Raw genomic sequence first — 15,153 nt, 5'->3', positions numbered from 1 at the left:
GCCGTAAACGCAACGGCGGCGGTGTGAAAAACCACTCACACCGCCGCCGCGTACCACCCGAAAACCACGAGGCGCGAAACCTCGCGTCAGCCTGCAGTCTTCAGTCCTTATCCTTAACGCTCACCCTTCACCCGCCCGCACCATCAATTCGACAACGACAGATAAGGCGAAGTCAGCGGCGTCGGCGGGAACGGCTGCAAGCCGGTCTGCTTGCTGAAGCTATAACGCACGTAAATCGCCGCAAGCCACTCGCGGTATTCATACGCATTGCCGAGCGACGCGGTCGCGCCGAACGCCAGTTGCGGCGCGAGTTGATACTCGCCGACGGCGCTCAACGAATACGACACGCCGGTCTTGCTCTGGCCAGGATAAACCGCGCCGCTGTCCACGGTCGAGCCGACCAGTTGCGCGAATCCCGCCGCATTTCGTTGCATATCCGGGTTCTGCGGGAAGTAGTTCGATGCATCTTCACGATAGTGCTGCACGCCGATCGAACCCTTCACGTCGTAAGTAAACGCGCCGTTGCGGCCCATCCATTCGACCGGCAGGTTCAGGATCATGTACTGCTGCGGACTGAAGTAACCGCCTTGCCCGTACGTGAAGTACGACAGGTTGTTGTTGTACGTCATCAGCGTCGTGTTCACGCCGACCGTGAGCGTTTGATCGGCGTCCTTCAACAGACGCGTATAAACGCCGCCGCCGCCCTTGTACGAGTTGTTGCTCTGGACGTTCTGGCCCATGTAGTGCTGGAACGACGCGTTCACATACAGCCCGCTCGTGCCGTCGTCCCACGCGAGGCTCGCGAGGCCGCCGTTCGACGTGACGCCGCCCCATTCGAGGCCCGAGCCCGCATCGCGTGCACCCGCGTACGACAGCAGACTGTCGGTCACCGCACGGCGCGCGATCGCGAGCGAGTAGGTGACCTTGTCGGTGATCGCGCCGTTGTACTGCGCGCCGCCGACGATGTTCTTCTGCGGGAAGCCGAGCGGCGTCACGCCGACGTCGGCGCTGACGCTGCGGTTCTCGTAGCCGAGCGACAGGCCCACGCCGCTCGCGGTCTGGCTGCCGTACGTATTGCTGCCGGCGATCGCCGCGGTGGCCGACGTGTTGTTCGACAGACCCGCGCCGAAGCGCGCGAGCGTCGACGTGCTGCCGGCCGCCGTACCCGCGTCGAGCGTGACGGGCGTGGCCGTCACGACGATGTGGCCGTTGCCCGCCTTGATGCGTCCCTGCACCGGCGCTTCGATGTCGGTGAGAGTGGACAGGCCGTCCTCGCCGGAGCGGTTGCGGAACACGATCCCGCCGGACACGCTGCTCGACTGCTCGCGATTGACCTGCGCGAGTTCTTCCGCGACGCCGAGCGTCTGCGTGTTCGCCACGTTCGACGGCGCGTAGTTGCTGCCGTCCGCGGCGCCTTGCTGCGGGTAGTACGCCTGCGCATAACCGGTCGGCGGCTGCGGAATGTACGGCTGCTGCTGCCCGTAGTAGCCCTGATTCGGATAGGCCTGCGGCGGTTGCGGCTGGTACGGCTGCCCGTAGCCTTGCTGCTGCGGCGGGTACGGTTGATACGGCTGTTGCGCGTAACCCTGTTGTTGCTGCGGATACGGCTGCTGGGCGTAATAACCCTGCTGCTGCGGATAACCTTGCTGTTGCCCGTAGGGCGCCTGGGCGTATGTCGTCGAAGCGCGTTTGTTCTTCGCGGTGGTCTGCTTTTTAGTCGTGGTGCGTTTTGCCGTCGAACCGTACGGCGCATACGGTTGCGTCTGCATCGATCCGCCGTTGGCCTGCGCTTCGCGCGCAGCCGGCGACATCGGCCAGGGCGTGGCGGCGTAGCCGTCCGGCGCCTGCTGCGGATACGGCTGCTGCTGCGCATAGCCGCCGTTATACGGCTGCTGCGGCTGCGCGTAACCGGACTGCGGCTGCGCATACCCCGCGTTATACGGCTGCTGCGGCTGCTGCGGCACCTGTGCCTGCTGCGGCGCTTGCTGCTGATAAGCCCCCGGCGCCGCCCCCTGTCCCGGATACGGCTGCAACGGCGCGCCCGACTGGCTCGACCCGTAAGTGTCCTGACCATACCCGCCCGAATTCACGGCGGGACGCGGGGCGTTGTACGGCAGGGTGGCGGGCGCGGCGTTCGGCGCATAAGGCTGCGCGGGCGCCGAATAAGGCGCGACGTACGGCGCGGGCTGCGTGGGCGGCGGATAGTTCGGCACGGTCTGTGTCGGCAAGGAAGACTGCGAGTACGGAAGCGCGGCGCGCGCGGCGGAGTAATTGCCGCCGGCCAGCGCGGCGGCGTCGGCGTCGGACGGGGTGACGGTAGCGGTTTTGCCTTCGAACGGATTGGTGCCCGGCAGCGGCGTCGCGCCGATCCGGCGCATCGCCACTTCCCAGCCGCGCGGCACGTTGCTCGCCGGCGTGCGCGGCGCGTTGGCCATCAGCGGCGTATTGGCGGCGACCAGCGAGCGTTGCAGATACGTCTGCGCGAGCGACAGCTTGCCTTCCGCGCGATACATGCGGCCGACCGTGGCGAGCACGGCCGGATCGCCGGGCGCCGCGCGCAGCGCCTGATTCGCGAGCGTCTCGGCGTAGCTGAACTGCTTCGCGCCGACCGCGGCGGGAATCGCCGCCTGCACCAGATCGAGGTCGTCGGGCTTGCGTTGCAACGCGACGCGGTAGCTGGCGAGCGCGTTGCGATCGTCGCCCGCGCTGGTATAGAGACGGCCGAGCGCGGCCTGCAGATCGGGGTTGTCCGGCATGGCCGCGAGCCACGGCGCGATCACGTCGTACGCGCTGGCGAGGTCGCCGCGCTGACGCACCGTATCGCACTGCTTGATGACGATGCCGAGATTCAGATTGCCGAAATCGGTGCGCTGTTGCGGCGTCAATGGCATCGCGGCGAGGCGGCGCATCACCGAGCCGAGTTCGGCTTCCTGATGCGTGGCCGACAGAATGCCCGCGTATTGCAGCAACAGATCGGTGTTGCCCGGCGCCGCGTTCATCGCGCTGCGCACGAGGCCGAGCGCGCGGTTCGGGTCGCCGGCCTGCTGGTAGGCGGCGGCGATCACGCCGATCAGTTCGGGACTGTTGCCGGCGACCGGTTCGGCCGCATGCAGCGTCGCCAGCGCCTGCGGGTTCTGGCCGGCGCGCGCCATGCGCGTCGCGAGATCGGCCTGCTGATGCACCCACAGCCGATGCTGCAAGGTCGTCATCGCGTCGGTGCGCTGCGCGGCCGGAATCCGTTCGAGCTGCGCAAGACCCGCCGACCAGTCCTGGGTTTCCGCCGACAGCAACGCGCTCGCATACAGCGCGTCGGTCATGTCGGGATGCGCGGCGAGCAGGCCGTCCATCATGCTGCGCGCGTTCGCGACCGCGCCCTGGCGCACGTAGATGCGCGCGAGATCGAGACGCAGCCACGGGTCGTCGGGCGTATTCAGCAGCGCGTCCTCGAACAGGCTGCGCGCGCTGCCGAGGTCGCCGCGCGCTTCGGCGGCGCGCGCCTGGGCCGCCTGCGCTTCGCCACGCAGACGGTTGATGCCGCCGGCCTTGGTCTGCTGTTCGGCGTTCAACTGATTGGCGAATTGCAGCGCCTCGTCGCCGCGACCCTGCGCGGCGAGCGCGCCGACCAGTCCGCGCACCGCGTCGGGGTTGTCGGCCTGACGGCGCAGCGCCATCCGGTACGCCTGTTCGGCGCCGCTCGGGTCGCCGTTGGCGAGCAGCATCTCGCCGAGCAGCACCTGGGCGGTGACATCGGACGGATTCATCGCGATCGCGCGCTCGAACAGCGACTTCGCCTTCGCGAACTCGCCGTTGCTGCGCGCGCCGATCGCGTCGCTGGTGTAGGTCCAGTAGGTCGCGCTGTCGAGCGCGGTTTTCCAGCGCGCGGGATTGCCGCTGCGCGACGCGCGCTCCAGATAGTTGCGTGCCTCGGCGAAATGCTCCTGCTTCAGCGCGGCGACGCCCATGCCGCCGAGCGCGTCCGCGTCGTTCGGACTGGTGGCGAGCACCGCGGAAAATTTCGCGCGGGCGGTCGCGACGTCGTCCTTGTCGAGCGCGGCGAAGCCGTCGGCGATGGTGCGGCCGCGCGCGTCGGTCGCGGCGTTTTCCTGCGCGCGTTCGCGGGCCGCCTTGTCCTGCTGCACCATCGAATCGAAGCGCGCCTTGACGGCGGCGTCGTCGCCGGCGCTTTGCAGATACGACTCGTACAGCGCGGAGTCCGAAGGACGCGCGTCGAGCCACAGCAACGCCTGGCGCCAGCTCTTTTTCGCGGATGCGCCGACCGTGTTGTCCGTCGCCAGTTTCTGCAGGCGCGCGATGCCGTCGCGCCGCGTCACGTCGCGATAGGTCAGATGCTGCGCGTAGGCGAGGGCATAGCGCGGGTCGTCGGGGTTGTCGCGCGCGAGCTGTTCGAGGCCGCGGCGCGCCTGGTCCCAACCCTGCGGCGTCGCCGACAGCGCCTGGTAGTACTCCAGCTGCAGTTCGGGCGTGGCCGGTTTGCCGGCGAGCGCGCGCTGATACTCCTGCACCGCGCTCGCGCTCTGGCCGCTTTGCGCGAGGCGCCGCGCGTCGTTCACGGTCTGGTCGCGCAGACTCGATTCGCCGAGCCGGCGGCCGAGTTCATCCAGATTCGGATAGCTCGGCGCGACCGCTTTCAGGCGCGCCAGATATTGCTGCGCGCCCGCGCCGTCCTTGCGGTCGGCGAGCACCATGCCCATCCCGTAGAGCGCGTCGGGCTGTTTCGGATCGAGGCGCAGCACTTTCAGCCACGCCTGCTCGGCGAGGTCGCCGCGCTGATGCGACTGCCAGTACTTGCCCTGATCGATCAGCACGCTCAACGGATCTTTCGGTGCTTGCGCGAGCGCGTCGGGCGCGGCCATCGCCACATAGCAGACGGCCGTGACGCTCAGCGCGTAGCGCAGTGACAACGCGAGGGCGCTCAGTCGCATGCGTTTCTCCAGGCAGGCACGAGACGGCCGGCTTCGTCGAAGCGGTAGCGGCCGTCGATAAACCCCGTGCCGAACAAGCCCAGCACACGATCGTAGTAAACCGGCTCGCGGCCGGGCACGCTGGCGTCGAGCGCCGCGAGATGCGTGCGCGCGAGGCCGAGTCCGCGCTCGTCGCCGAGCGCCTTGAAGTACGGCGCGAGCGCGCCCCAGTAGCTGAGCGGACCTTCGCCGCTGGCGGTGCCGCTGGTCGACGAGACTTTCTCCGGCGGAATGCCGGTTTGCGCGACCTTCGTGCGCATGCCGCCGAGTGCCGCGAGCCACGGTTTGGCGAGCGGATCGGCGGCGGAGGTCAGGCCGGCCCACAGATAGACGCGGATCGCGTCGTAGCTGCCGGTGTCGCCGTTTTTCGGATCGACCACGAACTGGCCGTTCTGCCACGCCGCCCAGTCGGGCGCGAAGCCTTGCGGCGCGGTCGTCTTGATCAGCTTGAGCGCGCTGTCGGCGAGCTTGCCCCACGGACCGTTCGGCTGCTCGTGCGAAAGCGCGCGGATCACCGGCAGCGGTAGATAGCTCGGATTGAGCCGCGTCACGCCGCCGGTCTTGAAGCCTTGCGGTCCGGGCAGCAGCATCGGGCCGACGCCCGGCAGCGTGGTCATTTCCTCGCGCGCGATCTGCGTGGCGAGCGCCTGGCCAAGTTGCGTGTAGCTGGGCTCTTTCCACAGACGGCCGGCCTGCAGCAGGTCGTAGGCGATCCACAGGTCGGAGTCGGACGCCGAATTCGGATCGAGCACGCCGTACGAGCCGTCCGCTTTCCGGCCCCATTGCCATGACGGCAGGCGCATGTTCTGCGCGTCGAACTGGTTGCCCGCGAGGTTGGTGCGGGTCCACGCGAGCAGCCGGTCGAAGGTCGGGCGGTCGTTCGCGACCAGCGCGAAGAACATTCCGTACGACTGGCCTTCGGACGTGGTCTGCTGGGTCGGCGTCGAGTAGTCGATCACGCGGCCGTCAGCCTGCACGAAACGCTCGACGAACGTCCGGTAGCCGGTCCAGTCGCCACAGGCGGCCGGTCCGGCAGAGGTTTGCGCGACCTTCACGATGTTGGCGAAGCTCGCCGACGCGGCGAGGCCGAGCGTCAGCGCGAGACAGGTTTTCCTGCTGATTCGAAACCGCATAAACAGCCCTCAGTCCTTCAGGCGACGCGCGGCGATCGCGCGCAGCGTCCGGTAGAACAGACCCGCGATGATCAGCGCGGCGAGCACGCCGCCCAGCATCAACAGCAGCGGATGCGACGACAGCGCCCAGCGCAGATACTCCTGCGGCGACAAATGGCCGACATAGTACGCGTCGCCGTTCGACGTGATGGTCACGCTGCGGCCGTGGATCACGGCCATCGCGCCTTGAATTTCCGGCAGCACGTCGGCGTCGAGCAGGGCGGCGGAGAGATCGGCGTCGGACTGGCCGGCCGCGCTCACCAGCGCGACCGCGCTGCGGTTCTTCTTCAGCGGCGATTCGAAGCCGGTCAGCAGCGCGTCGCCGTTCGAACTGACGAGCGTCAGGTCGGCGCGTGCGGGCGTGCGCTCGACGCCGCGTTCGCCGTGCCACCAGTCCTCCAGCTTGAAGACGATGTCGGAGAGCTGGAAGGTGCGCGAATCGCCGTCGCTGGAGAACGGCATCGACTTGGCCCAGCGTTGCAGCAGCGGCTGTTTGCCCGGCGCGCCGAAGATCAGCAGATCCTTGTCGGCGAACTTGTCGACGTTATCGGCCGTATCGACGCTCACGCCGTTCACCGGGTAGCCGGTCGAGGCGCCCATCCGCCCCATGGTCAGCAGATACAGGCTGTAGTCGCTCGAATCGGCGTCGTTCGGCAGGATCACCGCGGTCTCGGAGAGGTCCGCCATGCGCGTGAACGGGAAGCCGCTGTTGGCGAACGCGGCCAGATCCGGCAGCGCCATGTAGTGCGGGAACGACGACAGGTCGATGGTCGAGTTCGGATCGATCGCGCCGACCACGTTGTCGAGCAGGCGGCCGTGGCATTCGCCGGTGTCGGGAATGTCGTAGTAGAAGTGCAGACGCACCTGCGAGCGCGGCGTGAGCAGCAGCGGCGGAATGTAGACGGTGCGGCGGGCCTCGGCGGTCTTGTCCGGCAGCACGCGTGCGAAGTAATGGCTCAGATCGAACACCGAGGCCGACTCGGCCGGAATCGGCAGCGACTGCACGAAGCCGCTGTTCATGCTCACGTTCAGCGACGAACGGTCGACGTGCGGCCGCACCGTGTAGCGGTAACGCAGATCGATCGGCGCGCCCTTGGTGTGCCACATGAACAGATCGGGCGGCACGCGCAGATTCACGCGCACCGCGTCGGCGTCGTAGCCGGAGACGGTCAGGTCGCGCGCGTCCGCGAGTTCGCCGAAGCGCACCGGACGGTTGGTCGGCAGCCAGTTCGGCGCGTCGTACGGCGCGCGCGGCGCGAGTTCGTTCAACTGCGTGATGGTGGCGCTCGCCCCCGTCAGCGTGTTCTGGCCGATGCCGAGCGCCTTCGCGGCGGTCTTCAGTTCGGCTTCGGTACGCCCGAGCACGAGCAGCAGGCGGCCGCGCGCGGGCGCGACGCGATCCACCACGGCGATGGTCGGCCCGGAGATGGGCGGAATGTCGACGCCGGCCGGGCGCTGGTCCGAGGTGGCGAACACCACCGCGTTGCCCGACAGCGGCGCGTTGTCCAGTTGCGCGGGGAACACCGCGCCGCGATAGCCGGCGAGCGCGCCGAACCACGACGCGACGATGCCGCCCGCTTCGAGGGTCGCGGCGCCCGGTTTCTGCGGGAACACGAACGGCAGTTCGAGACGGCGCACGTCGCGGCGGTCGAAGAACGGCTGCGGCAGCGCGGCCAGATCCGCCTTGCTGGCGAGCGACGCGTAGGTCAGGTCGAGCGAACTCGCATTGCTGACGGTGGCCCACAGCGACGAGTTGGCCGGGTCTTCGCAGCGCGTCGTGTAGTGGCCGATCAACTGCACGTTCAGGTGGTTGAACTCGGTGATGAAGCGCGGATCGATCGACACGTCGCGCGCCACCAGCATGCCGGACTGTTCGTGCGGCACGGGCAGGGTGGCGGCCACTTCGCCGTTCACCAGCACTTTCAGTTGCGAGAGATTCGGCAGCAGCGCGGGCGAATAGCTGTACACCAGATGCAGGATCGCGCCGGTCACCACTTCGTCGTTGCGCACCGAGAACGCGACGCCGTTCTGGCCGTCGGTGCCGCGCAATTGCAGCGGATCGAGCGCGCCGAGATCGGCGAAGTTCAGCGTCTGACGGCGGCCGCCCGGCACCAGCGTGCCCGGCTCGGCGGTGGTCGGCGTCTTGATGCCCAGCGCCTTCACCGACGACGCGGCGAGCGCGGGCGTCGGCGTGGCGAGGGCGGCTTGCGCGAGCGTGTTCGGATCGTAGGGCACGGCGGGGCTCGGCGGCGGCACGCTGCCGACGCCGGTGGCGGCGGGCAGGGCCGCCGCGCCGGCCGCGGACTGCGCGCCGGCCGGCATCTGCGCGATCTGGCCGGCTTGCGTCGCGCCGCCGGCCGCCGCCGCGATGGTTTCCGCCGCCGATGCGAGCGGCGCCGCCAATGCGGTCTGCAGCGCGAGCCAGCAGGCGAGCCCGCGCATCAGACGCCGCGAGCCGACGCTGCCGGAAAAACCGCGGGTCTCGCCGCGCGTCGCGCCATGAAGCGCGTCACGCACCGCTTCATGACGTCTGCCATGAAGCGCGTCCGGTCGCGCTGCTGCCTCGTTGCCGTCGCGCTCGTCGTGCGAGCGTTCGTTGTGTGCCTTCGCCATCCGGTTACGCATAGGTCAGTCTTTGGTTTTTAGCTTCTTGACGTCCACAGGACGGCTTTTCATCGAACTGCGAAGGTCGGCGTAAAGATGCTCGAACAGACCCAGAATGCCGCGCGCGCCGACCGACAGCACATGCGACAGGCCGCGCAGCGGCGTGTCCTGCTGACGCCCCTCGGCCCAGCCGGTCCATGCATCGGCGCGGGCGAAGGTGGTCTTCACGAATTCGTACTCCTGCTCGCGCGTCAACTGCGAAAAGCGCAAACCGACGCGGCCCGGCGCGGTGAAACCGACCGTCGCGGGGAACGCGTATTCCTCGTCGCCGCGAAACAGCGAGACGGTCACGCGTTCGTGCATCGGCACCTGGATCGCGGCGGGCAGCGCGACGCCGACGCCGCCTTCGGAGTAGTCGATGGTTTCGCAGGCGAGCGTGCGGCCGGTCGAGAACTTCAGCATCACCGGCATCTGCATCGCCACGCGGTGCACCGCGCGAATCTGCCGGCGCTCGCTCGCGGCGGCCACGCTCGCGCCGAGAATCAGCATGTTGTAGGTGGTCCAGCCGAGGTTCAGCACGGTGGTCTGCACCACGCTGCGCAGATGCCAGTTGAAATAGATATGGACGATGCCCACGCAGAAGCCGATCAGGTTCAGCAGCAGCAGGAACAGATACGGCCGCGAGATCGCCCAGTCGAAATAGTTCTTCTCGATCTGACCGCCCTTGGCCGTCACGTTGAACTTGCCGAGCTTGGGGTTGATCAGCGCGAGCAGGGTCGGCGCGGTGATGTACGAGGCCAGCACCGATTCGTAGACCTCGGCCCAGAACGAATGGCGGAACGAGCGCTGCATCCGCGAGTTGGTGATGCTCGCGTGCATCATGTGCGGCAGCGCGTAGATCGCGATCGTGCTGGCGGCGGCTTCGATCACGTGCGCGCCGAAGAACAGATACGACAGCGGCGCGGTCAGGAACACCAGACGCGGGATGCCGTAGAAGAAGTGCATCATCGCGTTCAGATAGCACAAGCGCTGACCGATTTTCAGGCCCTTGCCGGCGAGCGGATTGTCGATCCGGAAGATCTGCGTCATGCCGCGCGCCCAGCGAATCCGCTGGCCGATGTGGCCCGACAGCGATTCGGTCGCGAGCCCGGCCGCCTGCGGAATCGCCAGATAGGCGGTGGTGTAGCCGAGACGGTGCAGCTTCAGCGCGGTATGCGCGTCTTCGGTGACGGTTTCGACCGCGATGCCGCCGATCTCTTCCACCATATTCCGGCGCAGCAGCGCGCACGAACCGCAGAAGAAGGTCGCGTTCCACAAGTCGTTGCCGTCCTGCACGAGGCCGTAGAACAGTTCGCCTTCGTTCGGCACCTTGCGGAAGGTGCCGAGATTGCGTTCGAACGGGTCGGCGGAGAAGAAATGGTGCGGCGTCTGCAGCATCGACAGCAGCTTGTCGCGCAGGAACCAGCCGAGGCCGATCTGCAGGAACGAGCGGGTCGGAATGTGATCGCAGTCGAAGATCGCGAGGTATTCGCCGCTGGTGATCTTCAACGCTTCGTTGATGTTGCCGGCCTTCGCGTGGCGGTTGTGCGTGCGGATCGTCCAGTTGACGCCGACGTCCTCGCAGAACGCCTTGAACTCGGGACGGCGGCCGTCGTCGAGCACGTGGATCGCGATCTTCTCGGCGGGGTAGTCCAGCGCGAGCGCCGCGTAGATGGTCGGCTTCACCACCGACAGCGGCTCGTTATAGGTCGGAATGAACACGTCGACGGTCGGCCACTGGTCGCGCGAGGCGGGCAGCGGCATCGGCTTGCGCTTGAGCGGCCACGCGGTCTGGAAGTAGCCGAGCATCAGCACGAGCGTCGAATAGACTTCGGCGGACACCAGCAGCAGACCCCAGGCGGCGTCGAGCGGATGTTCCCAGTAGGTGGTCGCGGTCAGCCGCCAGTACATGTAGCGGCCCGAGGTGACCACCGACAGCATGATCATCACCATCGTCGCGTAACGGCCCGGCAGGCGGCGGAACAGCAGCGCGGTGATGAAACAGCAGGTCGCGAAGGTCAGTTGCTCGTAGAACGCGAGCGGCACCGTGAACACGAAGTACAGCATGACCAGCGCGAACAGCGTGACCAGGCCGGTGACGATGCGGCTGTTCCAGAAGCGCGCGTCGACGAAATGTTCGAGCCGCGAGTTTTCAGCGCCTTCGAGGTCCTGCGACGGTGCCGTGCTCATGCGACGTTCCTCGGCGAGACGGCGATCGCATCGACCGCCGCCATCAGCCAGGTGCCGCACGCGCGGAAATCGGCGGCGGCCTGGCTGAGTGGATCGTAGTGAATCAGCGTGGTGTCGCAGGCGAGCGCTTCGCTTACGCCTTCGTCCAGATGGATCACGCCGGGGAACAGCTTCTCGCCGAGCATCTGGCGCAAGACCTTCAGCACGTCCTTGGTCAACTGGCGCGACTGGTCGATCTGGTTGACCACGTAGCCTTCGCCGCCGAACTCCGCGCGCGGCGCGGCGTAGGTGTCGATCAGCCGCTCCATCAGCGGAATCGCCGCGTACGAGGCGGCGTCGGCGAGCACCACGTTCAGCGCGAAGGTCGCCGTGCTCAGCGCGGCGCGCACGTAGGCGGACGAACCCGGCGGCGTGTCGATGACGACCACGTCCGACGCGTCGAGCCGCAGGTTCTGCAAGGCCTGCGCGAGCCAGCGCGGGTCCTGGTCGATGTGCGCCTCGAAACGACGGCGGTCTTCTTCCAGCACCGCGCCATAGGGCAACACGGTCACGCCGTCGACGCCGTCGAACAGCACCGACTGCCACGCGTCGCCGGTCAGCGTGGCGCGCGACAGACCGTCGATGCTGTCGAGCGGCACGCCGAAGTGCAGACGCAGCGCGTTCTGCGGATCGAGGTCGATCGCGATCACGCGGCGGCCGCCGGCGGCCAGCACGGAAGCGAGATTGGCGGCGAGGGTGGTCTTGCCAACCCCGCCTTTGGCGGACACCACCGCGATGACTTTCATGAGCGACGAGGGCCGTTGACCAGCCACGAGTTGGAGGGGGCGAGCGCGGCGGCGCGCGGAGCGCCGGCCGGCGCGGCAACCGGCTGGGCGGGCGTGCCGCGCAGACGGTCGAACACCGATTGCAACGGCGCCGAACCGGTGGAGGCGGCGGGAGCCGGTTGCCGTGACGCCGTGGATTGCGTGGCGAACAGTTTGCCGAGAATCGAGGCCGGCGCGGCGGGCGCCGCGGGCGCGGGTGCCGGCGATGGCGTTTGCGCGCGCGCCTGCAGCCATGATGGCGTCGTGGATGAAGTTTGCGGCTGCGTCCACGGTTGCGCGGCGGGTTGCGCCGGGGGGGCGGGTTGCGCGGCCGCTGCGTGGAATGGAACGCGCACGGCGGGCGGCACGGCGCTAGCCGGGGCGCGGGCCAGCGCGGCAAACGCGGACGCGGACGCTGGCGCGGCGGGCTGCGCGATCGAGGCAACGGGCGCGGCTGGCGCAACGGGCGTGACCGGTGCGATCGGCGCAATCGGCGCAACAGATGCAACAGGCCCAGCCTGTTGCACCGGAGGAATCGCTGGCGGCGTGGCCTGAACGGGTTGCGGTGCAATCGGCGCCGCAGCTTGCTGCGAAGATGCTGCGTTGTGCGCGGCTGCCGGCGCGGCCGGTTGAGTGGCCGACTGATTTGCCGATTGAGCCGCCGCCGCGTCGCCCCTTGCTGCTGCCGGCATCCCTTGCGTCACCGCGTCGATTTTCGCGAGCGTATCGAGCGCGTCGAAGTCGCCGAAACGCGATGCGCCGCGCGGCGTCGCCGGCTGCGCGACCGGCGTCACCACCGGCGGAATATCGCGCCGGTGCGAGCGCGTGAACAACGGCGCCTTCGCGCGCGTCACCGAAGCGGCATCCTTGGGCGTCGTATCGGCGGACGCAGCGACGCCCGACGCATCGTCCGCCTGGGTTGCAGCGACCGGTGCCTGCGGCCGTGCCGCGCGCTGCTGCCCGATCGCGGGAATGGCCGGCTGACTCAGATCCAGCGTCACCAGCAGCGGCCAGCGGGTGCGCGCCGAACGCGCCTCGTTCTCGCGGCCGATTTCCTGGTACGCATTGGCGTCGCCGCCGAAATGATCGAAGAGTTTTTCGATGTCGCTGGATGAACTCATAGTGCCACCGTCTTAATCAATGACTGACCGCCGGACGCGCTCAGACCGGATGACGCCCGAGACGAAATTCGATCGCGGTGTCCTCGCCATAGCCGCTCGTTTGCGCGACCGACAAACCTTGCGCACCGAGCGCGCTCAACCACGTCTGATACACGCCTTCGAGAAAGGCCGGCGTCCACGTCAGAGCGGAGCCGCCGAATGCCAGCAGCGGCGAGCAATAGTGGACGATCCGCAACGACTCGGCTTCGTCCGCCAGTTCGACGTAACCCCAATCCATCTCGTGCCAGGCCAGATTCAACGTGCGTTCGAGTTCGGCAGTCGAGCCGCAGGCGGGCAGCGGATGCGCAGCCGCGAAACGGGTACCGACGCGATGCATCAATTGCCGCAATTCGGCGCCGCCGATCTGTGCTTCGAATTCGGTCGCCAGGGCGTTCAGCATGCCGCGCCATTGTGGCGAAATTTGACGTTCCAGCAGGTAATCGAGAATGGGGACCATGGTTTCCGGAAAGAGCCGTTGCGCCTGCCGGTTCAGACGGCGGCAATGAGTCGGGGAGCGGGCAAAGCAAAAGTGTTTCGGGAAAGCGGGGTTTGCGCGCACCTTAGGTTAGTTTTACCGGTCTGCCAGGTGGGTCCGACCCAGTTCGGCAGGAGTCTACTTAAGACATTAACTTTTATCCACTTCCCAATCGTCTGCTTTTATACGCGCAATCGATTGCGGCGGATGCATTCCGATTACGTAATTTTTCCTGATTGCAGCGCGATACCGCCTTTGCATGACGACCCGATGTAATTCCGCCCGCTTCGCATGCGACCTATCCGTGATAACGGCCGTTTTCGCGCGGGCATTTAGCTTTTCTTTTCAATGGCGAATGCGTGGCGAGTGAGCAACTGGTTAAACGGCAATGCGGGTTTTGTCTATGTAGAAATTCTTGCCGATTCTTTCCATCGTCATGCGCACTCAAACTATGATTGGGGCAGCGCTGAACGCAGCCCGGCATCATCGCGACATCGTTCGACCCACATATTGCAATGCTCAATCCACTCAGTATCCTGCTGGTCACCGTTTTATCGAGCGCGATGGCGATGGCCGTCCTCGGCTCGCTATGGCGGGTTGCCATTCCTGGCGTCGGCCACTGGATCGTTGCCAACGCGCTCGCGATCGTCGCGCTGCTCGCGTTTTCGCTGCAAGGCATCGGGCCGCGCTGGCTGACCTTCATCGCGTCGAACACGCTGCTGGCCGCGTCGCTGTGGCTGGTGGTAGTGGGCTGCCGGCATTTTCTCGGCCGTCCGCCGCGCGCGTGGCTGGGCTATTCCGGTGTGGCCGCCGTCTGCGTGGGCATGATCTACTGGACCTTCGCCGTGCCGGATTTCGCCGCCCGCGTTGTGGTGGCGTCGGCGTTCCATGCGGCGCTCTACGCCGTGCTAGCCGCGACGATATTGCGCTATCGGCCGAAGGACCGGCCGCGCTACAACTACTACTTCGTGGCGATAGCGTCCGTTCTGCTGTGCGCCGGCCATAGTTTCCGCGGTCTGCTGTATGGCCTGGGCCATCTGTCGCAGAACAGTTTGATGCAGGTCACGCCGTCGAACATCATTTTTCTCGCGCTCGGCGTGCTGGCGGCGCCGTGTCTGTCGATCGGCGTGGTGATGCTCGCGCACGACCGGCTTGCCGAGCGGCTCGAACGGCTCGCGAACGTCGACGATCTGACCGGCGTGCTCGCGCGCCGCGCGTTCATCACGCGCGGCGAGGCGCTGCTCGACGCCGCGCGGCAGGACGGCACGCCGCTGGCGGCGGCGATCATCGACATCGATTCGTTCAAGGCCGTCAACGACCGTCATGGTCATGCGGCGGGCGACCGCACGCTCGGCCATTTCGCGGCGTTCGTCGCGGCCGGTCTGCGCGAGGGCGATCTGTTCGGGCGCCTGGGCGGCGAGGAATTCGGCGTGCTGTGTCCCGCGACCGACGCCGCCGATGCGGTCGAGCAACTGGACCGGCTGCGTGCGAGCCTGGCCGCGACCGCCGCGGCCGATCTGCCGGGCGGCTTGCGCTACACGTTCAGCGTCGGCGTGGACGAGTATCGGCGCGGCGAATCGCTCGCGCAGTTGATGGCGCGCGCGGACGGCGCGTTGTATGCGGCCAAGGCCGCGGGCCGCAATCGCGTGATGGCCGCCGCGACCGAAACGGCGTAGGGCGAAACGAAACGAGCCGAAACGCGAAGGGAAGGGATAAGAAGAGAAAGGA

At 67.4% G+C, this 15,153-nt stretch carries 8 protein-coding genes; 1 reads left to right on the top strand and 7 read right to left on the bottom strand.

Translation table 11 applies throughout. The features are described 5' to 3' along the window. Positions 1 to 143: 143 nt before the first annotated feature. The 7 genes from LFL96_RS22135 to bcsD are packed head-to-tail and all read right to left on the bottom strand — an operon-like array spanning position 144 to position 13,407. Positions 144 to 4,943: a cellulose synthase subunit BcsC-related outer membrane protein gene (locus LFL96_RS22135; protein WP_281002840.1), complete on the bottom strand. Its 4,800-nt coding sequence runs from the start codon at positions 4,941 to 4,943 to the stop codon at positions 144 to 146. Beyond that, positions 4,934 to 6,115 (bottom strand): cellulose synthase complex periplasmic endoglucanase BcsZ, encoded by a 1,182-nt coding sequence (bcsZ, locus tag LFL96_RS22130; RefSeq protein ID WP_281002839.1) that lies wholly within the window; start codon positions 6,113 to 6,115, stop codon positions 4,934 to 4,936. Before bcsZ ends, LFL96_RS22135 begins: the two co-directional genes overlap by 10 nt. Before the next feature lie 9 nt (positions 6,116 to 6,124). Further along, positions 6,125 to 8,779, bottom strand: a complete 2,655-nt coding sequence (bcsB, locus tag LFL96_RS22125) for a cellulose biosynthesis cyclic di-GMP-binding regulatory protein BcsB (RefSeq protein WP_281002838.1) — start codon at positions 8,777 to 8,779, stop codon at positions 6,125 to 6,127. Between the two features lie 3 nt (positions 8,780 to 8,782). After that, complete coding sequence (gene bcsA / locus LFL96_RS22120) at positions 8,783 to 10,987, bottom strand: UDP-forming cellulose synthase catalytic subunit (RefSeq protein WP_281002837.1); 2,205 nt, start codon at positions 10,985 to 10,987, stop codon at positions 8,783 to 8,785. Further along, positions 10,984 to 11,772: a cellulose biosynthesis protein BcsQ gene (gene bcsQ, locus LFL96_RS22115; RefSeq protein WP_281002836.1), complete on the bottom strand. Its 789-nt coding sequence runs from the start codon at positions 11,770 to 11,772 to the stop codon at positions 10,984 to 10,986. The genes bcsA and bcsQ overlap by 4 nt, the downstream gene beginning before the upstream one ends. Then, positions 11,769 to 12,911 carry a cellulose biosynthesis protein BcsP gene (gene bcsP, locus LFL96_RS22110; RefSeq protein WP_281002835.1) on the bottom strand — a complete coding sequence of 381 codons (1,143 nt, stop codon included), beginning with the start codon at positions 12,909 to 12,911 and terminating at the stop codon, positions 11,769 to 11,771. Before bcsP ends, bcsQ begins: the two co-directional genes overlap by 4 nt. Before the next feature lie 40 nt (positions 12,912 to 12,951). Next, positions 12,952 to 13,407, bottom strand: coding sequence for a cellulose biosynthesis protein BcsD (gene bcsD, locus LFL96_RS22105; protein WP_281002834.1), 456 nt, complete (start codon positions 13,405 to 13,407; stop codon positions 12,952 to 12,954). Positions 13,408 to 13,940: 533 nt separating this feature from the next. Here bcsD and LFL96_RS22100 point away from each other — a divergent pair. Beyond that, on the top strand, positions 13,941 to 15,101 hold the full coding sequence (locus LFL96_RS22100) for a GGDEF domain-containing protein (protein WP_281002833.1): 1,161 nt from the start codon (positions 13,941 to 13,943) through the stop codon (positions 15,099 to 15,101). The last annotated feature ends 52 nt before the right edge of the window (positions 15,102 to 15,153 follow it).

The sequence above is a fragment of the Paraburkholderia sp. D15 genome, from assembly GCF_029910215.1.
In the GTDB taxonomy this organism is placed as follows: domain Bacteria; phylum Pseudomonadota; class Gammaproteobacteria; order Burkholderiales; family Burkholderiaceae; genus Paraburkholderia.
This window is presented reverse-complemented; position numbering and strand designations above follow the sequence as displayed.